The 21,312-nt window shown below is 75.3% G+C and carries 12 protein-coding genes; 7 read left to right on the forward strand and 5 right to left on the reverse strand.

Features of this window, described 5'->3' with window-relative positions; translation table 11 throughout:
* Positions 1 to 14: 14 nt before the first annotated feature.
* On the reverse strand, positions 15 to 3,233 hold the full coding sequence (locus ACI784_RS17500) for a cation-translocating P-type ATPase (protein ID WP_457014319.1): 3,219 nt from the start codon (positions 3,231 to 3,233) through the stop codon (positions 15 to 17).
* Between the two features lie 108 nt (positions 3,234 to 3,341).
* On the reverse strand, positions 3,342 to 4,775 hold the full coding sequence (locus ACI784_RS17505) for a CHASE3 domain-containing protein (protein ID WP_457014320.1): 1,434 nt from the start codon (positions 4,773 to 4,775) through the stop codon (positions 3,342 to 3,344).
* A 214-nt stretch (positions 4,776 to 4,989) separates the two neighbouring features.
* On the opposite strand from ACI784_RS17505, the gene ppsA reads away from it, so the two are divergent.
* The 3 genes from ppsA (at position 4,990) to ACI784_RS17520 (ending at position 9,322) form a co-directional block, all read left to right on the forward strand.
* Positions 4,990 to 7,368: a phosphoenolpyruvate synthase gene (ppsA, locus tag ACI784_RS17510; protein ID WP_457014321.1), complete on the forward strand. Its 2,379-nt coding sequence runs from the start codon at positions 4,990 to 4,992 to the stop codon at positions 7,366 to 7,368.
* Positions 7,369 to 7,663: 295 nt separating this feature from the next.
* Positions 7,664 to 8,311 (forward strand): universal stress protein, encoded by a 648-nt coding sequence (locus ACI784_RS17515; protein ID WP_457014336.1) that lies wholly within the window; start codon positions 7,664 to 7,666, stop codon positions 8,309 to 8,311.
* Positions 8,312 to 8,551: 240 nt separating this feature from the next.
* The gene (locus ACI784_RS17520) at positions 8,552 to 9,322 is read left to right on the forward strand and encodes a hypothetical protein (protein WP_457014323.1); all 771 of its coding nucleotides are present in this window, start codon (positions 8,552 to 8,554) and stop codon (positions 9,320 to 9,322) included.
* A gap of 30 nt (positions 9,323 to 9,352) precedes the next feature.
* Here the strand turns inward: ACI784_RS17520 and ACI784_RS17525 are convergent, their stop codons facing one another.
* Together ACI784_RS17525 and ACI784_RS17530 are read right to left on the reverse strand one after the other, a co-directional pair.
* Positions 9,353 to 9,910: a nitroreductase family deazaflavin-dependent oxidoreductase gene (locus tag ACI784_RS17525; protein WP_457014324.1), complete on the reverse strand. Its 558-nt coding sequence runs from the start codon at positions 9,908 to 9,910 to the stop codon at positions 9,353 to 9,355.
* Positions 9,911 to 10,300: 390 nt separating this feature from the next.
* Entirely contained in the window at positions 10,301 to 11,200 is a 900-nt protein-coding gene (locus tag ACI784_RS17530) for an alpha/beta fold hydrolase (protein WP_457014325.1), read from the reverse strand.
* A 603-nt stretch (positions 11,201 to 11,803) separates the two neighbouring features.
* Between ACI784_RS17530 and ACI784_RS17535 the strand changes: the two genes are divergently transcribed.
* Both ACI784_RS17535 and ACI784_RS17540 read left to right on the forward strand, forming a co-directional pair.
* Positions 11,804 to 12,538 carry a GAF and ANTAR domain-containing protein gene (locus tag ACI784_RS17535; RefSeq protein ID WP_457014326.1) on the forward strand — a complete coding sequence of 245 codons (735 nt, stop codon included), beginning with the start codon at positions 11,804 to 11,806 and terminating at the stop codon, positions 12,536 to 12,538.
* An 842-nt stretch (positions 12,539 to 13,380) separates the two neighbouring features.
* The gene (locus ACI784_RS17540) at positions 13,381 to 13,851 is read left to right on the forward strand and encodes an ATP-binding protein (protein WP_457014327.1); all 471 of its coding nucleotides are present in this window, start codon (positions 13,381 to 13,383) and stop codon (positions 13,849 to 13,851) included.
* A gap of 172 nt (positions 13,852 to 14,023) precedes the next feature.
* Here the strand turns inward: ACI784_RS17540 and ACI784_RS17545 are convergent, their stop codons facing one another.
* A complete protein-coding gene (locus ACI784_RS17545) occupies positions 14,024 to 16,972 on the reverse strand; it encodes a SpoIIE family protein phosphatase (RefSeq protein ID WP_457014328.1) in 2,949 nt (982 codons plus the stop codon).
* A gap of 536 nt (positions 16,973 to 17,508) precedes the next feature.
* Between ACI784_RS17545 and ACI784_RS17550 the strand changes: the two genes are divergently transcribed.
* Both ACI784_RS17550 and ACI784_RS17555 read left to right on the forward strand, forming a co-directional pair.
* A complete protein-coding gene (locus ACI784_RS17550; RefSeq protein ID WP_457014329.1) occupies positions 17,509 to 19,623 on the forward strand; it encodes a SpoIIE family protein phosphatase in 2,115 nt (704 codons plus the stop codon).
* Between the two features lie 229 nt (positions 19,624 to 19,852).
* Positions 19,853 to 20,794, forward strand: coding sequence for a GAF and ANTAR domain-containing protein (locus ACI784_RS17555; protein ID WP_457014330.1), 942 nt, complete (start codon positions 19,853 to 19,855; stop codon positions 20,792 to 20,794).
* Positions 20,795 to 21,312 lie beyond the last annotated feature (518 nt).

Consider the following 21,312-nt stretch of genomic DNA (forward strand, 5'->3'; position numbering starts at 1 on the left):
GTCTGTCCCCTCTCTCACGGGACGGAGGCGGTCGCCACCGGCCCCGGCCCCCTCCGCCCTCCGGCCGGCCGCCGGAGGGCACGGACGACGAGCAGCAGCCCGGCCGGCACGAGGGCCGCTGCCCCGCTCCCGGTGAGCTCGGCAACCGTCAGCGGCTCGGTGCCGAGCAGCGTCGCGAGGCCGGGCAGGTAGACGGCCGCGAGCAGCAGCAGGGCGCTGCCCCCGACGGTCACCGGGAGCCACCGGCCGGTGCGCCACGACCGCCACGCACCCGCGGGCCGAAGGGTCAGCGCCAGGGCGAGCTGGGCCACGGCCAGCGTGACGAAGAGCTGCGTCTGCCACGGCCCGCCCCCGGCGCGCGCGCCGACGGCCACCGCGAGGCTCACGCCGGCCACCGCGACCGACAGCCCCGCCACCTGCAGCGCGAGCGCGCGGTCGAACACCCCCGACCGGGGCGGCCGGGGTGGACGGCCGAGGACGTCCGGCGCCGGGGGCTCGCCGCCCATCGCCACCCCGACCGGGCCGTGGCTGAGCAGGTTGACCCAGAGCACCTGCGCCGGCAGCAGCGGCAGGGCCAGCCCGGCGAAGGGTCCGAGGAGCATGACCAGCACCTCGGCCACGCCGCCGGCCAGCCCGAAGCCGACGAAGCGGCGGACGTTGTCGAACACGCGCCGTCCCTCGGCGACCGCTGCCGTCACCGTGGCCAGGCTGTCGTCGGCGAGCACGAGGTCCGCGGCCTCCTTGGCCACCTCGGTCCCCCGCTGCCCCATCGCCACGCCGATGTCCGCGGCGCGCAGCGCGGGGGCGTCGTTCACGCCGTCGCCGGTCATGGCGACCACGTGCCCCTCCCCCTGCCAGCCGGTGACCAGGCGCAGCTTCCCCTCCGGCTCCACGCGGGCGAGCACGGAGCCCTCGGCCAGGTGGTGCTCGTCGACCAGCCCGACCGCGCGGGCCACCGCCGCGGCGGTGCCCGCATGGTCGCCCGTCACGAGGACCGGCCGGATGCCCGCCCGGTGGCAGGACGCGATCGCGGCCGCGGCCTCGGGCCGGACGGGGTCGTCCATCCCGACCAGGCCGAGCAGGGCGCCGTCCCGCGCGACCGCCAGCAACCGGGTGCCGTCGGCCGCCCACCGTGCGGCCACCTCCTGCGCCGCGGCCTCGCCGTCGAGCCCGGGCAGGACGGCCTCCGGCGCGCCCTTGGTGACGACCGTCGTGCCCCCGTCCGGCTGCCGGTGGGTCGTCGTCATGCGTCTCGTGCGCGCGTCGAAGGGCTCCTCGGCCAGTCGGGGGTGTGCCGACCGCACCGCCGGCACGTCGATCCCCGCGATCCGGGCCGCGCGCACCAGCGCCGTCTCGGTGTCCGCGGTCCCCCCGGCGCCCGCGGCACCGGCGCCGGTGGGGTCGGCGTCGTTGCACAGCGCGGCCGCCTCGAGCAGGCCCCGGACCGACGCCGGCAGCGCGGCGCGAGCCAGGGGGACCTCCCCGTCGACCGGCGTCCACCCGCGGTCGGCGACCATGGCCCCCGCCGTGAGCGTCCCGGTCTTGTCGGTGGCCAGCAGGGTGACCGACCCCAGCGTCTCCACCGCCGGCAGGGACCGGACGACGGCGCCGCGCCGGCTCATCCGGGCGGCGCCACCGGCCAGCGCGAGCGCCACCACCGCCGGCAACGACTCCGGCGTGGCGGCCACCGCGAGCGCGACCGCGGCCACCAGCGTGGTCTCCCACGGCTGCCCGCGCAGCAGCCCGGAGACCACGAAGAGCAGGCAGGCGACCGCGACCCCGAGCGCGATCTGCCGACCCAGCCGGGCCAGCCGCCGCTGCAGCGGGGTGAGCGGCTCCCCGGCACCCTCCACCAGGGACGCCACGCGCCCGACCGCGCCGGCCGCTCCGGTCGCGGTCACGACCGCCTCGCCGGTCCCCCGGACGACGGTCGTCCCCGCGTGCACCATCCCGGTGCGGTCGGCCAGCGCCGTCCCGGGTCCGGAGACCGTCTGCGCCGACCGGTCCACCGGCAGCGACTCCCCGGTGAGCAGCGACTCGTCCACCTGCAGCCGGGTGCTGCGCAGCAGGCGGGCGTCGGCCCCGACGACGTCGCCGGCGGCCAGCCGCAGGACGTCGCCGCGCACCAGTTCCCGGGTGGGCACCCACCGGTCCCGGCCGTCGCGGAGCACCCGCGCGCTGGGCGCCACGAGCTGCCCCAGCGCGACCACCGCCCGCATGGCCCGCCGCTCCTGCACGACGCCCAGCGTCGTGTTGGCCACCACGACCAGCAGGATCACGGCGAGGTCGACCAGGTCCCCGGTGACGGCGGTGAGCACCGCGGCCCCCAGCAGGACGAGGATCAGGGTGTCGGTCAGCTGGGTGAGCACCGAGCGGACCAGGGACACCGGGCGGTGCGTGCGCACCTCGTTGGGCCCCTCGGCGGCCAGCCGCCCGGCGGCCGCGGCGTCGTCCAGGCCCCGGGCCGGGTCGACGCCCACCGCGGCCGCCACCTCCAGGGCCGGCCGGGCCCACGGCGGGGACCCGTCCGGCGCCGCGGGCACCGCCGGCGGAGGTGCCGCGTGCTGCCCGCCCACGAGCCGCACCACGCCGCACCCGGTCACCACGGCGACGGTGACGGCCATCGCCGCTCCACCGGCGATCCCGATCAGCGCCACCGCCACCAGTCCCTGGCCCGGCTGCCACAGCGGCGTGGTGAGCGCGGTGAACACGGCCAGCCCGGCCAGCCAGCCGGCCGCGGTCCAGCCGACCCAGCGTCCGCTGCGCGGCACGTGCCGGCGCAGCACCGACCACTGGGCGAGCCCCAGCGAGGTCAGGAGCACGGCTCCGCCGGCGAGCCCCCCGGCCACCTGGACGGCGACCGGCCACTCCGAGGCGGCGCCGCCCAACGCGGCCGGCGTCAGGCCCACCGCCCACGCCACCGACGCCGCGAGCGCCGTCCACAGCGTCCAGTCGCGGCGGCGGAACCCCGGGAGCACCCGCGCGAGCACGGTCGCCTGGGACCACCCCAGCACCGCGCCCTCCCCGGCACCGGCGAGCAGCAGCACCGCGAACGCGACCGGGTCCCCCGGGTCGTCGGCACCGCTGAGGACGGCGAGGGTCGGCACGAGGAAGCCCAGGGCCTCCCCCAGCGAGGTGGCCGCGACCCAGCGCCGCCACAGGCCCCGCCGGTCCAGGCCGGCCGCCGCGGGTCGGCGGGCGGCCGTGCCGGGGAACGCGATGCCGGTGCCCACCCGCCGAGCGTGGGTGGTGGCGACCGGGCCGGCTCAGGGCGGAAGGTCACTCCGGTGCGGGACCGGCGACCCGCGGGCGGGCCCGCGCAGGTGCCGGTCGGCTGCCGGTCAGTCCTCCGGCCGGGTCACGGGTACGCGCCAGCTGACGACCGTCCCACCGCCGTCCGGCGCAGGACCGACCCCCGCCTGCCCGCCGAGGCGCCGGGCCCGTGCGTGCAGGTTCGCCAGACCGTTCCCGCGCGGCGCGGCGGACTCCACGCCGACGCCGTCGTCCTGGACCGTGAGCTCCAGGACCCCGTCGCGGACCTGGAGGCAGACGTCGGTCCGGGTGGCCCGGGCGTGGCGCGCGACGTTGCTCAACGACTCGCGCAGCACCGCCAGGACCTCGACGGAGGTCTCCTCCGGGACGACGGTGTCGACGGGGCCGGAGAACTCCAGCGACGGCGTGAACCCGAGGGCGCGCGCCCCGTCCTCGACCACGCCGATGGTCCTTCCCCGCAGGCTCTCACCAGCGTCTGATCCGCGCCGGTTCAGCTCGAAGATCACAGTCCGGAGCTCGCGGATGATCCGGTCGGTCTCCTCGATCAGGGGGTCGGCCACCGGGGCCAGCTCGGGACGCCGGCGACCCGCGGACGCCAGCTGTAGTCCCAGTCCGAAGACCCGCTGGATGGTCCGGTCGTGCAGGTCGGCGGCCATGCGGTCGTGCTCGTGGCGGAGGGTGAGCTCGTGCTGGGCCGCGACCCGCTCGCGGCTGCTCGCCACGACGCTGCCGCGCATGCGGTCGACGGCGTCGGCGACGAGGGACAGCTCCTGCGGGCCGCGGCGGTCGATGCGGCGGTCGTAGTCGCCGTCGGCGACCACCCGGACGTCGTCGAGCAGTCGCTGCAGGGGCCGGGTCAGCCGGCGGTCGAGGAACAGCCACGTGCCCAGCCCGACGGCCACGGCGAGGGCGGCCGCGCTGACCGCGATGGCGTTCGCCAGGGACTGGGCGCCCCGGATCCTGGCCAGCTGGGCGGCGGTCAGCTCGACGGTGCGGTCCTCCAGGGCGCCGACCCGCGATCGGAGGGTGTCAAACTGCGCCTTCCCGTCGACGGCCAGTGACCGGGCCTCGGCATCCGCCAGGGGACCCTCCCCGCGGGCCGCGTGGCCCGGTGCGGCCACCGTCGTCCGCCAACGCTCGCCCGCTGCCTCCACGGCCTGCAGGAGCTCCAGCCCCTCGGCGTCGTCCGAGAGCAGACCGGCCAGCCGCGCCTGCAGCCGGTCGGCCGCGGCGCGACCCTGGTCGTAGGGCTGGAGGAAGACGGGGTCGCCGGTGAGCAGGAAGCCCCGGTGACCGGTCTCCTGGTTCACGTAGGCGGTGGCCAGGTCCGACGTGGCCTGCTGGGCGGGCAGCACCCGGTCGGACAGCGTCCGTTGCGCGCCGGCCACGGTCGCCCGGGCCGCTCCGGTGACCGCCGCGCTGCCCACCAGCATGACGATCAGGACGGCGACCGCGGAGCGCACCACGGCGCGCAGGGAGGTGAGGCGCGGGTCCAGGCTCACCAGGTCGTCCCCACCCATCCTGCTCGGCTGCGCGGCCGCGGGCGTGGGGAACCTACTCCCGACCGCGATGGGCCAGAAGACCCATCTCCGGCGGGGCCGCACGTGCGGAGCGCCCGGGCGGGGTCGTTGGTCCGCCCGGCTCGGGACCGGCGACCCCGACGGCGGGCACCGGGCGGCGACAGCCTGTTGGAGCGCAGCCGACCGAGGAGGTCCGATGCCGAACCCGGCCCCGCCCGTGCCCTCACCGCGGGCCACGACCCCGCCGCGGCCCGACCCCGCCTCCCTCGTCGTCCCGCTCGCCCGGCTCTCCGCGGCGGACGCCGACCGCGCCGGCGGCAAGGGCGCCAACCTCGGCGAGCTGCTGGGCGCCGGGTTCCCGGTGCCCGACGGCTTCGTCGTCCTCGCCGGCGGCCTGGCGCAGGCCCTGACCGCGGCCGGGGCCACTGCTGAGATCGACCGCCTGCACACCGCCGCTCTGGCCGCGGCCGTCGACAGCGACGGCGCACCGGAGCAGCGGCTGGCCGCGGCGTGCCGGGCGGTGCAGGACGCGGTGCGCAAGGTCGGCATGCCGGCCGCGCTGACCGCGGTCCTGCGCACCGAGTACCAACGGCTCGGCGACCGGGTCACGGTCGCCGTCCGTTCCTCCGCCGTCGGTGAGGACAGCACGGAGACCTCCTACGCCGGCATGAACGCCACCTTCACCAACGTGCGCGGCGCGCACGCGCTGGAGGACGCCGTCGTCGAGTGCTGGACGTCGGCGTTCGCGCCCCGCTCGGTGGCCTACCGCGCCCACCACGGCACGACGGGTCTCCCCGCGATCGCCGTCGTCGTGCAGGTGATGGTGCGCTCGGAGAAGGCCGGGGTCGCGTTCACCGCCGACCCGGTCACCGGTCGCCGGGACCGCGTCGTCGTCGAGGCCGCCTGGGGCCAGGGCGAGGTGGTCGTCAGCGGCCGCGTCGAGCCCGACACGTACGTTCTCGACGCCGGCGGGTACCTGCTCGACACGCACCGCGGCACGCAGTCGACCCAGGTCGTCGCCGCTCCCGGCGGCGGCGACCGCACCGTGCCGCTCGGCGCTGCGCACCCCGGCCCGGTGCTCAGCCGGGCGCGGGCGGAGGAGATCGCCGCCCTGGCGCTGCGGGTGCAGGAGCACTACGGCCGGCCCCAGGACGTCGAGTGGGCTCTGGCCGACGACCGGGTGTGGCTGGTCCAGACCCGCCCGATCACCACCCTCCGCGAGGCCGCCGCCGAGGGACGTCCCGCCGAGGCCGCCCACCCCGACGCCCAGCCGCTGGTGCACGGCCTGGCCGCCTCCCCGGGCCGGGCCTCCGGTCGGGTGCGCGTGCTGCTCACCCCGGCCGAGGGCGGGAGGCTGCAGGACGGCGAGGTGCTCGTCGCGCCGTTGACCAACCCCGACTGGATGCCGACCGTCCGCCGCGCCTCCGGGCTGGTCACCGACACCGGGGGGATCACCTGCCACGCCGCGATCGTCGCCCGCGAACTGGGCGTCCCCGCCGTCGTCGGCACCCGGACCGCCACCACGACGCTCACCGACGGCACCGAGGTCACGGTCGACGGCGACACCGGGCGGGTGGTGGCGGGCCGGCTCGCCACCGCAGCCGAGCCGAGCCCGGCGGTCACCGCCGTGCACCCGGTGGGCGCCGCGGAGCCGGAGGTCACCGCCACCGGCCTCGAGGTGAACCTCGCCGACCCGGCACGGGCCGCCGAAGTCGCCGCGCTGCCCGTCGACGGCGTCGGGCTGCTGCGGGCCGAGCTGCTGCTGACCCGGGCGCTGGCCGGGCGGCACCCCGCGGAGATGATCGCCCGCGGCGAGTCCGAGCAGGTCGTGGCAGCGCTCACCGAGGGCATCGCGGCCATCGCGCGGCCGTTCGCCCCGCGACCGGTCGTCTACCGGACGGCCGACCTGCGCAGCAACGAGTTCCGTGGCCTGACCGGCGGGGAGGCCCACGAACCGGTCGAGGACAACCCCATGATCGGGCTGCGCGGCTGCTACCGGTACGTGCAGGACCCCTCGCTGTTCGGCCTGGAGCTGGCGGCGCTGGCCCGCGTGCGCGAGGAGTTCCCCGGGGTCGCGGTGATGATCCCGTTCGTGCGCACGAAGTGGGAGCTGGAGGCCTGCCTGACCCTCGTGGACGACAGCCCGCTCGGCCGGCAGCGGGGACTGCGGCGGTGGGTCATGGCCGAGGTGCCGTCGGTCGCCTTCTGGCTGCCCGAGTACATCGCGCTGGGCGTCGACGGCGTCTCCATCGGCAGCAACGACCTCACCCAGCTCGTCCTGGGCGTCGACCGCGACTCCGCCGACCTCGCCGACCTGTTCGACGAGGCCGACCCGGCCGTCCTGCACGCCATCGACACCGTCATCGGCACCGCCCGGCGACTCGGCGTCCCGTCGTCCCTCTGCGGCCAGGCACCCTCGCGGCGACCGGCGTTCGTCGAGCACCTGGTACGCGCGGGCATCACCTCGGTGTCGGTCGAGCCGGCCGCCGTGCCGGCCACCCGCCGGGCCCTCGCCGCGGCCGAGCGGCGCGTCCTGCTCGAGGCCACCCGCGGGCGGCGCGGGGACGACGCGTGACCACCGCGCCGACGGCGCCGGTCGTCGCGGGCGTCGACGGCTCACGCCGGGCGGTGGCCGCCGCCCGCCTGGCCGCCCGGGAGGCCCGCGGCCGGCAGGCCCCCGTGCGGCTGGTGTTCGCCTTCCCCTGGACCACGCGCAACGCGATCCCGGCGCCCGAGGGCTTCGACGGTCTGGCGGCCCTGCGGGTGGCCGCCGACCTCGCCCTAGAGGTCGCGGCCGAGGCCCTCGTCCACGAGTTCCCCGGGCTGTCGGTCCACATGACCGCATCGACGGCCCGGTCGTCGGCGTCCTGCTGGAGTGCGCGGCCGGTGCGCAGCTGCTGTGCCTCGGGACCCGCAGCACCGACAGCCTCGGGGACCTCGTGCTCGGCTCCACGGCCGCCGACGTCACCCGCGCGGCGCCCTGCCCGGTCATCGTCGTGCCGGAGCGGCCGACGACGTCGGTCTCGGGGCGGTCCGGTGTCGTCGTCGGCCTGGACGGCGGCCCCGGGGACGACGACCTGCTGGCGTTCGCGGTGCGGGAGGCCGCCCTCCGCGACACGTCCCTGGTCGCCGTGCACACCTGGGAGCACACCGTGCCCGGGCCGCTCGCCCTGGCGGTGGACCCACTGGTCGACGTCGGCACCGCCCAGCGCCGTGAGGAGAGCGCCCTCGACGACGCGCTGCAGCGGGCCGGGACTCCCACCGTGCCGGTGCAGCGGATCGTCCAGCGCGGCCGCGCGGCGCCGGTCCTGCTCGCCGCCGCCCTACGCGCCGAGCTGCTGGTCGTCGGCCACCGGCACCGGCGCGGCGGTGCCCTGGGCAACCTCCGCTCGGTCACCAACGCCGTGCTGCACGGGGCGGCCTGCCCGGTCGCGGTCGTGCCGCTGCTCCGGCCGGCGCGGAGAGAGGGAACGGGCGGACGCACGCAGGCCCCCGCCGCCGGCGTCACCGCCCGGTGAGCTCTGCAGCGGGGTGCCCCTCCCCGGTCGCGGACGGACGCGTCGAGACCGGACCGAAGCCCCGGGCTCCCAGGACGATCGGCCCCGGACCACGACACGGCCCGCGGCACAGGCTGTGGACGTGGCGAGCCACCTACACCCGCAGCGGCGTCTGCTCCGGCAGCTGCCCACGCACCACGCCGGCTCCACGCCCCGACGGGTCGCCGGGATCGAGGACTCTGAGGCAGCCGGAGCGCGGCTGTGAGCGCCGGCCCGGCAGGAGCCCACCCGCTGCTGGTGGCGGCCCTGAACCTGTCCCGGTTCCACAAGGAGCACGAGCGGTTCTACGCGTCCTCACCGTTGGAGACGGCGGTGCGGCTGCAGCGGCACGCCCGCGCCCTGCAGGCACTGGCCGACCGGTGGGTCACCGCCGAGCCCTCCACGCATCCCTCGCCCAGCCCGTACGCGGGCGCCGAGGACCTCAACAGCGAGGCCGCGACCGCCCTCGACGGCGTGCTGTTCCTCGAGGGCGAGGGCCGCCCGGCCGAACTCACTGCGATGCTCGGTGAGCTGCGTACGGACGCCGAGGGCTTCGCCGGCGGTGGCACGTGGCTGGCCGAGGCGATGCAGGCGTCGTGGAACGTCGCCGCGGCCCTGCTCGAGTTCGACGAGCTGGCCGACGTGATGGGTGAGCGGCACCGGATCATCGCCAACGACTGGCTGGCCGCGCACATGCAGTCGCTGATCGCGACCCTGCTGGCCCGAGCCGCGGACATGCTCGAGCACGTCGACCTCTCCCCGGCCGCGCTGCGGGCCGACCTCGCCGCCGCCCGGATCGCTCCGCGGCGGCTGTACGCCGCCGCCGAGGTGCTCTCCCGCGCGGCCGATCTGTGCTGCGAGTCCGCACAGCTGGTGCACGACAACGAACGCCGCTGGCGGGTCACCCGCGACCGCATCGAGCAGGTCGTGCACGCGGTGTCCGCCGACAGCGAGGCGGTCGAACGCGGCGGCGAGGCCCCACCCGGCGCGTGAGGCGACGGGTCGGGGGCTGCTCCCAGCCGACTACCGCTCCGGTGCGGCCCCACCGGGCGCGGTCGCCGCCTGCTCGGCCGGTCGGAAGGCGACGAACGGGTGGGTCCGGACGAACTGCCGCACCGTTGCGTCGTCGTGCAGGTCCCCCCAGCCGAGGACGGTGCTGGCCAGCCGTAGCCGCTTGGGGTGCTCGCGGCGGAACTGCACGGCGACGTCGAACGCCTCGTCCGCGGTGGGGAACCGCTGCTGCGGGGTGAAGGTCCGCCCGCCCATCTGCACCTGCACGGCGGGGTGCGCCTGCAGGTTGCGGTACCAGTCGGTCTGCGGGCCCCACGCGGCGCAGATCACGGCCTCGCCGGTGGCGCGATCGTGGCGCAGCACCATCGCCACGGTCTGGTGCGGCTGACCGGTCGTGCGGCCGACGTGGGTGAACGCCACGAAGGTGTGGCCCACGGCCGGGCCGGCGTTGTGCTGGTAGGCCTTCAGCGGCAGCCGGAAGACCGCGCGCGCCAGACGGCCGGGCCTGCGCCGCAGCCCCAGCAACGGGCGGTGCCGGCCCTGCCTGCGAGACGTGTCCGGAACGGTCATGACCTCCACCTCCACGGGTGACACGGGCACGGTCGTCGAGGACCACGGAACGACACCCGGCCGAGGCCGAGCCAGTGGCGATGGTCCTGCGCGCCTGCCGATCGGACCCCGGCAGCGGAGGAGTGGACCGCGGACGCGCCGCAGGGCCGGTCACACGCCGTTCGGCACGCATCGTCAGGCAGCGGCGCCGGGCCGGTCGTCCAGCGGGGGCGCACCGTCCGCAGGGCCACGTACCCCGACGAGAACAGCAGCAGCCTCGAGGAAGGTGCTCGACCTGAGCGTGGCGATCGGCCACAACGTGGTCGACGGGGCGCCGGCCACCTCCCCGACCTCCGCTCGGAGGCACCGGCCGTGTCCCCGAGCAGCGGTCGTGTCGCTCCTCCTCCCCGCTCAGGCAGGGCCGGCCATGACCGAACCGGCGCGCGGATGCGGGACGGCCGTGCCATGACCGGGGACGGCGAGGAACTCCCGCACCACCTCGAACAGTCGGACCGGGTCGTCGTGGTGGATGTGGTGTCCGGCCCCCGGGAACTTCTCGTACCGGACGAGAGGACCGGGCAGGGCCGCGACGATCTCCTCCGCTGCGTCGACACTCCCCCACGGGTCGGCGTCGCCGGCGATGACGAGCGTCGGACACCGCACCCCGGCGAGCTCGGGACGCAGGTCGACGTGGCGTATGACCGATCCGGGATCGCTGAGCAGTTCGAGGTTGTACGTCGTCCGGGCGAGCTCGTCCGCGTCGGCCTGGCTGGGTCCGTAGAGCGGCGCACACACCTCCCCGTACCGAGCGAGCGCCTCGGGGCCGCCTGTCGACCAGAAGGCCCGGGCTGCTCGAGCCGCCTCGTCGCCTCCGAGCCGGCCGAATGCACGGACGAGCCCGTCGAGGTCGAGCCGCGGCCGGGTCGACTGCAGGATGAGCTTGGCCGGATGCTCCGGGTGGCGCGCGGCGTACCTCATCGCGACCATGCCCCCGAACGACCAACCGAGAACGACCGGCTTCTCGATCCCGAGTGCGTCGCAGAACGCGCGCACGTCCTCCGCGAACACGTCCACCGTCCACCGGGACCGATCACCCTGGTCGGAGCGGCCGTGACCTCGGAAGTCGAGGTAGACGACCTGCGCGACGTCTGCGAGCCGCGAGTAGGCCGGTTTGAAGACGGTGTGGTCGAATCCGGGCCCCCCGGACAGCAGCACGAGGGTCGGGCGCTCACGCATCGAGGGCCCGTCCACGACCAGGCCGGCTCCGTCCACGTCGAAGAACAGCCGGACGTCGCCGACGCGTAGTCGCATCCGGCGACGGTCACCCCCGTCCGGCTGGAGGCCAAGGGGCGAACGACCCGTCCTACCGACGGTCGCAGGCTGCGCTGCACCCGCGTGTCCCTGCGGCAGGCCCGGAGCGCGCTCGTCGGCACCCACGACGGTGGGTATCGCCCGCCCACCGAGGCCCAGCCCCACACGCCGGCCGGAGTTTCCAGGATCACGGCCGGCTCGGCAGGCTGGAGATGTCGGCCGTGACAGCTACCACGCGGACCCGGCCTGCCCGACAACACTGTTGTCCTTCCCTCTACGGGCCGGTTGACCTCGCCCGGGTGACGACCGGCTCCTACTTCGGCGCTGGGGACTGTCGTTGGACTCCCCTAGCAGATTGTGTGAGCGCAGGGGGTGCACACGGTGACGTCGGCGGTAGCGTGATCGTCAACGGCGCAGGTCCTGCCACCTCAGCGATTGGGCGTTGACGGTCGACCGCGCGGCGGCGAAACAAGACGTCCGCTGGCTCTCGTCCCGTTGCCTCTCGTCTCGGCGTGCTCGCGTCATGCCGCTGACGCCCCGCTCTGGGCTGCCGCGAGGTCACACCCGCAGTCCATTGCCGATCCCCAGGGGATCGAGGACGTCATGGACCTGTCCGGCACAGATCAGCGCAGCCGGGCGCCCGACCCGCGGGCCGCCTTCGCTGAACTGGCCAAGATCATGCTCGGCGCGCAGCCGCTGTCCGAGACGCTGTCCCGCATCGCGGGCCTGGCCCAGCAGACGATCCCCGGCGTCGCGGACGCCTCGGTCACCCTCGTCCAGGACGGCGCGGTCTCCACCATCAGCTTCTCCGGACCGCTCGCCGCCCATCTCGACGAGCGCCAGTACGAGGCCGGCTTCGGGCCGTGCGTGGACGCCGCCCTGTCCGGCCGCACGATCGCCATCGACGACACCGCCGACAGCGACATCTACGCCGACTTCGGCCGGCTCGCGCACCGCCACGGGATCACCCACACCATGTCGGTCGGCTTGCCCGTCGAGCGGCGCACCATCGGCGCGCTGAACCTCTACGGCCGCGACGAAGGCCCCTTCGACGAGACCACCGCGGACCTCGCCACCGCGTTCGCGTCCTACGCGGCGGTCGCCGTGGCCAACGCCGATGTCTACGCCAACACCGTCATCCTGGCCGGCAACCTGCAGAAGGCCCTGGACTCCCGCGCCGTCATCGACCAGGCCAAAGGCGTCCTCATGGCGCAGCACGGATGGTCACCCGAGGTCGCCTTCGACCAGTTGGTGCGGTGGTCCAACAGCACCAACCGCAAGCTGCGCGACATCGCCCGGGACCTCGTCGAGGCCGTCCAGCAGGGCCAGCCGCGGTGAGCACTGGCCGCGACGGCGCAGGACGGTGCCGACCCCCTGGACGGGCGCCTCGTCCCGCTGGGTCCGGTGCCCACTGACAGGGTCTCGGTGCAGGCCCGCAGGTAGTGAGACCCAGGCTCCGCGGCTCGCATCCACGAGCCGCCCCTGGCCGTGACCACCCCGGCCATAAGACCCGGCGGCCGCTGCAAGCGCGGGTAGCCACGAGGCCGGCGCCCACGACGAGATATGGAAAGACCGCCCGCAACCAGAGGAGTGTGACGAGACCGGTCAGTCGGCGGAACCGGTCAGGCAGGTTCCTCAGCGGCCTCGTATACCTGACCGGCGCAGGCCATCCTGCGCGCGGTCGGCAGTGGCCGCCCCCTCGGAGGCGTTGGGCTCGAAGACGCTGAGCTGCCTGTTCGAGCCCAGTGCTGGGCGTTCTGCACTCCCTCGCCGGACCCCGGACGCCCAAGGACCGGCGGTTGGAAACACAGCCCCGAGCTCCTCGTCCGCTGGCGTAGCGTGCTGTCACACCACGCGGTACCGCCGTGGAGGCAGAGCGGCCGCGCAGGTGACTCCTGTCCGACCGTCCGGGCCTCCGCGGCGGCCCGGCTGTCTCGGGTGAGTCGAGCCCGCTCCCAAGCCACGGCGGCGAACTTCCGCAGGGTAGTGGCTCAACGATCAGGTGGATGTCTCGGATGTTGCTTCGCTCGGGCCTTCCAGACCTGCCTGACATCCACCTGGTCGCCCCGTCCGGCGGGCCACTGGAACCCGACGGGGGGGAACAGCGCCTTGAGTGACGACTGCCCGGTCAGCAGGGGGGCTCGAACAGGTCCCCGTCGGCACGACAGGGAACGACTGCCATGACCGGCTCCCCGTGGGCACGCAACCCGCGCCCGGCCCGCCCGGCGGACGTCCGCATCCTGGGGCGTTGGAGCCCGACCCGGGCCGCAGAGGTCACGGCGGGCCGCCTGCAACTCGGGGCCGCCCTGCACGACGGCACGCGCCCCCCCGGCGCGGCCGAGGGAGGCGTCGAGCGGCTGCTGCTGGCATTCGAGGAGCTGGTCAGCAACGCCGTGCGGCACGGCCGGCCGCCGATCGAGGTGATGGTCACCGCGGACGGTCACTGCTGGCTGCTCGAGATCACCGACGCCGCCGGCGGTACTCCGCCAACCCCTGACCCGGGCCGGGACGCCGCGCTCGGTGGACTGGGCCTCGCCCTCGTCGCCGAGATCAGCAGCGCCTACGGCTGGGAACCGCTCGGCGACGGACGCAAGGTGGTGTGGGCGCGCGTCGACTACACGCGTCAGGAAGCGCCCCCGCCGCCGTCGTGACCGCTAGGTCGGCGAGCTGAACCGAGCGGCGTCAGCCGCGTCGCCGTCCGTAGCGCGGAGGGTCCACCGTGGAGGTTCGGAGCCGGAGCCGGCTTTCCGGCAGGTTGTGCCACCGGCTCCCATGCAACCGATCGGGAGGATGTCGCACCAGCGACAGTCATCGGGCCCACGCTCACTGCGGCAGGGACTCCCCTTCGGCCTGGAGCGCCGAAGCGAGTCCCGTGAGGTTCAGCAACCGGCGGACCGGTCCGGTCGCCGGGAGCAGGACGTCCAACTCGCTGCGAGGGCCGGCGCGTTCGGAGACCTCGAGCAGAAGCCCGGCGCCGACGCTGCTGACGAAGCCGAGCCGGGTGAGGTCGAGGGTGATCGGCTGGTGCCCGGTCAGTTGCGCAAGGAGGAGCTCGCGGATCCCGCTGGTTCCGGCGAGGTCGAGGTCCCCGATCAGCGCCAGGCAGCGGCGGCCCTGTGCGTCGGTGACCTCCAGGGTGGCCGGCTGCTCGTGGGGTCGCTGCGTCACGGGGACCTGCTCCACAGTCGTCCGGGGACGGGGCACCGGGGCTGCCGGGGTGAACACGAAGTGCAGGGTGGTGCCGGCGGGCCCGGGAGAGAGGTCGACGTCGCGGGCGAGCGCGGAGATGATCTGCAGCCCGCGGCCGCGGAAGCCGGGGTCGGACGGTGGCGGGCGCCAGGTGCCGGTGTCGGTGACCGAGACGACGACGTCGCCTCCGTGGCCGAGGTGCAGCTCGACGCCCATCCGGCCGGGATCACCCGCGTCTCGGTAGGCGTGCTCGACGGCGTTGCCGGTGGCCTCGCCGAGCGCCAGCAGGAGGTCCTCGATCGCATCGGGCTGCAGCCCCGCCTCGGCAGCCCATCGCCGCACCGCCCGTCGCACCACGGGCAGCCGTACGGGCTCCGCGGGCAGGTCCAGCCGCAGCGGCGCGGGCAGCAACCGCACGGCGACCACCGCGACGTCGTCGGTGCCGCCGTTCCCGTCGACGAGCTGGCCGAGGACACCGTCGACGAGCGCCGGTAGGGCGGCCGACCGCCGGGCGGTGACCGCGGCAGCCAGCCGCTCGAGGCCGTCGTCAAGGGTGGCACCGCGGCGCTCGACCAGCCCATCGGTGTAGAGCACCAGGGTCGCGCCCGGCGACACGGTGAGGGCCGCCTGCGGGCGGGGTCCGGCGGTCGGTAAGCCCAGCGCCGGGGCCAGCCCCCCGTCGAGGTACCCGTCACCCCCGGTGCCGTCCCCGCCGTCGAGCACCAGTGGCGGCGGGTGTCCAGCGGAGCTGTAGGTGAGCTCACCGACGTCCGGCTCCAGCCGCAAGCAGGCGACGGTGCTCATCCGGGCGCCCGACAGGTGAGCGGCGAAACGGTCCAGGAGCTCCAGCGCCCGCGCGGGCGGAAATCCAGCCAGCAGAAGGCCGGCCAGCGCGCTGCGCAGCTGGCCCATCACCGCGGCGGCGGGGGCGCCGTTGCCGACGACGTCGCCGACGGCGACCGCGACCGCGCCGCCGGCCAGCGGCAGGACGTCGTACCAGTCGCCGGCGGCGGAGGTGCCCTGCACCGCTGGCAGATAGCGGGCGGTGATCGCCAGCCGCTCCACGACCGGCGGGTCGCCGGGCAGCAGACTCCGCTGCAGGGTGTCGGCCATCTCCCGGCGCACGTCGGCCAGCGCGGCGCGCTCGAAGGCCATCGCCACCTGGTCGGCGACGGTGAGCAGGAGGGCGCGCTCGTCGGAATCGAAGGACCTGGGCGTGCGGAAGGTCACCGCGAGTGCACCGACCAGCCGGTCGCCGACCAGCAGCGGTAGCGCAGCGATGCCCTGGGTCTGTTCGGACATGCTGCCCGCCACGGCGGGATAGCGTTCGACCGTCGTCGCCCGGTCGGGCAGCCAGACCGGGCGGCGGGTGAGCGCGGCGTCGGGGAGCGGCACAGTGGGCGTCAGTCGCATGGTGGTGTAGGGCTCCCAGCGCCTCGCAGGATCTCCCACCACGTCGATCGTGTGCAGCTGGCCGTCGTCGCCGAGGGAGCAGACGGCGACGACGGAGGCGCCGAGCACGTCGCGCAGCCCGGTGGTGAGGGCGGCAGCGGCCTCGGCCACCGTGCCGGCCGCCGACAGCGCCACGGTGATCTCGTGCAGTTGCTCGCGTCGGGCGGCCAGCCGCTCGGCGGCCACCATCGTCGCCAGGCGCTGACCCAGGTCGGCGGCGAGTGCGACGTCGGCCTCGTCGTACCGGTCCGGCGCCGCAGCTGTGAGGGTGAGCAGTCCGACCACGGCGCGGCCGATGGTCAGCGGCGCGGCCAGCCAGCTGGCGCCGCCGATGGCGGTGAGCGCTGCCAACTGGGCCTCGTCGGTGGTGGCGTCGCGGAACATCTGCTCGGTGACCTGGGGAACGGCGAAGGCGCGTCCGGCGCGGAACTCCGCGGCGAACTCATCGGGCACCTGCACCGATCCCAGCGCCCGCACCCGGTCCGCCAGGCCGGCGGGGGTGACGGCCACCGGCCGGTACCGCTCGTCGTCGCCGCGCAGCCACACCGCGGCCCAGTCACAGTGGTCGGGCACGAGCAGGCCGGTGACCGTCGCGAGCCGCTCCCCCACGCTGCCGGGACCGGTGAGCATCCGGCCGGCGGCGGCCAGCAGCGCCGCGGCCCGTTCTCGCCGCATCGAGTCGCTGACGTCGATGAGCACCGAGTGCATGGCGGTCGCCGTGCCGGCCTCGTCGCGGGCGACGTGCGCCAGGTGCTGCAGCCACACCCACCGCCCGTCGGCCGCCCGGACCCGATAGGTGAGCGACAGGTCCTCGCCGTCGGCAATCGTGGCGCGCACCGTCGACAGCACCTGCTCGGCGTCGTCCGGGTGCAGGATCCGCTGCCACAAGCCGGGCTGGTCCAGCCACTGCCGGACCGGATAGCCCAGCACCTCCTCGGCCCGGGCATTGACGAAGCGGAAGCGCCAGGTCACCGGGTCGCGCTCCCACACGATCGCGTTCAGGCCGGCGACCATCGCCTGCATCCGGGCCGCGCTCGCATCGGCGTCCCGGCGGGCCGCCTGCGCCGCATCGGCGTCCCGGCGGGCCCGCGCGGCTGCCTCACGGGCCTCGGCGAGTTCGGCGCGGACCACGGAACCGGCGGGCTCCCGTGCAGGAACTGCGCCGGTCGTGGCCGCTCCGGGATCGTGTTCTGACACCACCGCTGGACCCCTTGCCTGACGACCCCGCGAGCGGTACGTGCGGGATGTCGCCCGACGGCCGCCGCGGAGAGCTTCCGCAAGCCTGGTGGGCACGGAACAGCGCGCCTAGACTGCGGTCGCGGTCAGCAGTGGTCGTCCTGGGCGGGCACCATGCGTCGCCCGACCTGGTGGTCGGCTGCGCAACGGTGTGGGGTCTTCGTGGGTGGCACCGCGACCGTACCCGGGCTCAGCGGTCGAAAACGCGGGCCGCTGGGCCGCCGTTCAGGAAGGCGAGCCGCCCTCGTTCCGGAACTGTGCCGGCGAAAGCCGGTCTGCAACGCGGTGCGTTGCATAGCGTTCTGGCCGCCTCAGCCCGCCTCCGTGCGCTCCGTCTGGCCTCCATCCCGTCGGGTGGGCGCCTGGCGGGGTTGGTACCGAGCTGATCTCGTCGCACAGGCGCGCGGGCCCCTTCAGTGCCGGAGGCCGCCATGACGCGCCTGCCAGTGCCCTGGCGGCTGATCCTCGCCGTAGCCGTCGGATACGCCGTCGGGTCGATCACCTCGTTCGTGCTGTTCGAGTCGTCGAGCACCGGAGCGGTGCTGTTCCTGCCGGCCGGGGTCACCCTCTCCGCGCTGGTGCTCAGCGACGGGCGGCGGTGGCCGTGGATCCTGGCGACCGCCGCGCTCGTCGAGGTGGCCATCGACCGGACCCAGGGCATCGGCCCGCTCGCGGCCTGGGGGTTCGCCCTGGCCAACACCGCCGAACCCCTGGTCGGCGCCATCCTGCTGCGCCGGTTCGCCCCGCACCCCGACCTGAGCCGGCGCCGCGACCTCGGGGCCTTCCTGCTCTGCGGGGTGCTGGCCGGCCCGCTCGTCGGCGGGCTGATCGGCTCGCTGACCATCCAGTGGTCGCAGGGGCCGGCAGTCCTCGACCGTCTGCTCCCGTTCTGGGCCGGCGACGGCCTCGGCGCGATGACCGTGGGCGGGGCCGTGCTGACCTGGCAGCTGGACCGCGACCGGCCCGGCGCCGCTGGCCCGGCGCGGCGCGCAGCGCTCCTGCTGGCGACCGCCGGGGTGACGGTCGCCGTCTTCTGGCCGGTCGTCCTCCCGCTGGCGTACCTGACGATCCCCTGGCTCTTCTGGCTGGCCCTCCGGTACGGGGTCGCCCTCGTCACCGAGGCCGGTCTGGTGGTCGCGGTCACCGCCAACGTCATGACCGTGGTCGGCCGCGGACCCTGGGCCCCGCTCAGCGACACACCCCGGGTCGAGGCCGCCCTCCTGCAGCTGTTCATCGCCGTGGCCGTCCTGGGCGCCTGGCTGCTGGCCGTTGAGATCGCCGAGCGGGAACGCGCCAGGTCGGCGTCCCGGCGGGAGACTGCCGCGCGCCGCCGGGTGGAGGCGCTGCAGGAGGTGACCGCCGGGCTGGCGACCGCGGCGACCACCGACGCGATCGCCGCGGTGCTCGTCCGCTCCGGCATCGGCCTGCTCGCCGACTCCGGCGCCGTCGGGGTGATCGACCGGAAGAGTGACCGGCTGCGGGTCTGGACCACGGCCGGGCACGGCGTGGCCGACCTGCCGCTGGACGCGCCCTCACCACTGGCGACCGCCGTCCGGCGCGGCGTCGCCGTCGAGGCCCGCTCGCCGGCCGCGCTGGCAGTGCCGGCCCGGGCCGCCGGCACGACGTTCGGGGCGCTGGAGTTCCGGTTCACGGACAAGCACGCGATCGACGAAGACGTCACCGCGATGTCCCGGACGCTCGCCGACCTCATGGCCCCGGCGCTGCACCGGGCGCGGCTGTACGAGGAAGAACGGGAGGCCGCCCACCAGCTGCAGCAGTCCCTTCTGCCCGTCGTGCCCGACGAGCTGCCGGGGGCGGAGTTCGCCGGCTGCTACCGCCCGGCCGACCAGCACCACGACATCGGCGGCGACTGGTACGAGGCCTTCCTCCTACCCGGCGGCCGCATCGGGTTCGCCGTCGGCGACGTCGTCGGCCACGACCTGCGCGCCGCCGCCGCGATGGGACAGCTGCACGCGGCGCTGAGCGCCCTGGCCGCCGCCCCGCACGACGGCCCGGCGACGGTCCTCGACGCGCTGGACCGGGCGTCGTCGACCATCCCCGGCGCGGGCCTCACCACCATCGGCTACGGCGAATACGACCCGGCCACCTGCCGACTGCGCTACGCCTGCGCGGGCCATCCGCCGCCGCTGCTCGTCACCGACCACCACGCCCGGTTCCTCACCGGCGGGCGGTCCCGTCCGCTCGGCGCCGCAGATGAGCCCCGCCCCGAGGCCACGGTCGACGTCCCGCCCGGTTCCATGCTGCTCTGGTACTCCGACGGCCTCGTCGAACGGCGCGACGCCGACCTCGACACCGGCCTGAGCCGCCTGACGTCGATCGCCTCCCGACTGGACGGCGCCCACCCACGGACCTGGTGCGACGCCGTGATGCGGGACCTGACCGGCGGCCAGCGGCTGCACGACGACGTCGTACTCATCTGCTTGCGGCTACAGCCGTGCGACCCCCGACGCCGCCGTCCCGCGGCCCCGGCACTCGATGGTGAGGCGGGAGGTGTCCGGCAGGGCGGCGGCCTCGTTCGGGGGTGATCTGGGCGCGGCCGTCCGGCTGCGGCCACGAGGTGAGGGCGAACGAGCACCGGCTCGGACAGGGAGGGATGCACCGGGACTTGCTCGTGCGTGGCCGGCCCCAGGAGGCCCGGGTCCGCCCACGTCCCCGCGGGCACGCTGGCTGCCTCGGGTCGGCCGCCGGGCCCGCCTCGCAGCCCGCAGGGAATTGCTCGTGTGCGCGGGTGCACCGGGCTCCGTCGGGAGTAGCGTGATCTTCGACGGCGCCGGTCTCGTCACCTCAGCCAACGGCGTTGGGCGTCGTGACCGCCGCAGCGGCCGAAACAGCCGTCCGCTGGCTCTCCGCCCGTGTTCTCTCGTCTCGGCGTGCTCGCGTCACGCCGTTGACGTCCTTCCGGCGGGCTGTCGCGAGGTCGGACCCGCAGTCCATGCCGATCCCTCGTGGATCGAGGTCGTCGTGGACTCCTCCGGTATGGCACCGATCGGCCGGCCGGCCGACTCGCAGGCCGCCTTCGCCGAACTGGCCAAGATCATGCGCGGCGCGCGGGCGCCGTCCGAGACGCTCTGCCGCATCGCCGAGCTGGCCAAGCAGGCCCTCCCCGGCGTAGCGGACGCCTCGGTCACCCTGATGCGCGTCGGTGCGGTCTCCACCGTCAGCTACACCGGGCCGCTCGCCGCGCTCCTTGACGAGCGCCAGTACGCGGCCGGCTCCGGCCCCTGCGTGGACGCCGCCATCTCCGGCGACACGATCACGATCGACGACACGACAGCCAGCGGCACCTATCCCGACTTCGGCCGGCTCGCGCACCGCCACGGCATCACCCACACCATGTCGGTCGGGCTGCCCGTCGAGCGGCGCATCATCGGCGCGCTGAACCTCTACGGCGGCGACGAGACCACGTTCGACGGCTCCACAGCGGAACTGGCCACCGCGTTCGCCTCCTCCGCGGCGGTCGCGGTGGCCAACGCCGGCGTCCACGCCAGCACCGGCACTTTGGTCCGCAACCTGCAGAAAGCCCTGGACGCCCGCGCCGTCATCGACCAGGCCAAGGGCGTCCTCATGGCGCAGCACGGATGGTCGCCCGAGGTTGCCTTCGACCAGTTGGTGCGGCAGTCGAACAGCGCGAACCGCAAGCTGCGCGACATCGCTCAGGACGTCGTCGATGCTGCTCAGCGCGGTCAGCCGCAGTGAGCACTGGCCGCGACGCTGCGGACCGGATCCGGCCCCTCGGCGGGAGTCGTGCCGCCGCCCTGTGATCAGCGAACACTCCACCACCGCCGGTCCGGACACGAGGCGGCAGGCACGGCTGAGGAGGACCCACGGGGACAGGCCGGCCGGCCTTGACCCGCCCACCGCCATGCTCCCGGCAGGCACGTGCGTCGTGCCGGGCGCGGACGGTACACCGGGCACCTACCGCTTCTACGTCCCTGATCTCCGAGTGCCGGCGCGCTGGCAGCTGTGACCGGGCGCTCCCCGACACCCGAGACCGTCGTCCCCCGAGGAGCGCGGCACCCGCCCCCCGGAGCCGGTCCTCTGCGGCGGGGGGCTGCGGTTGGGTGGGGCAGCGACGTCTGGTTGCAGCGGCGGAAGGGCTCACCCGACGGGCAGGCCGACGTTCCTGTCAACCCTTGTGGCGACGCGGTGGCGCCAGACACGCGGAACGATCGACGCGCCGCCCCGACCATCCATCGGCTTGATCCACGGCTACC

It is taken from the genome of Geodermatophilus sp. SYSU D01186 (assembly GCF_054050215.1).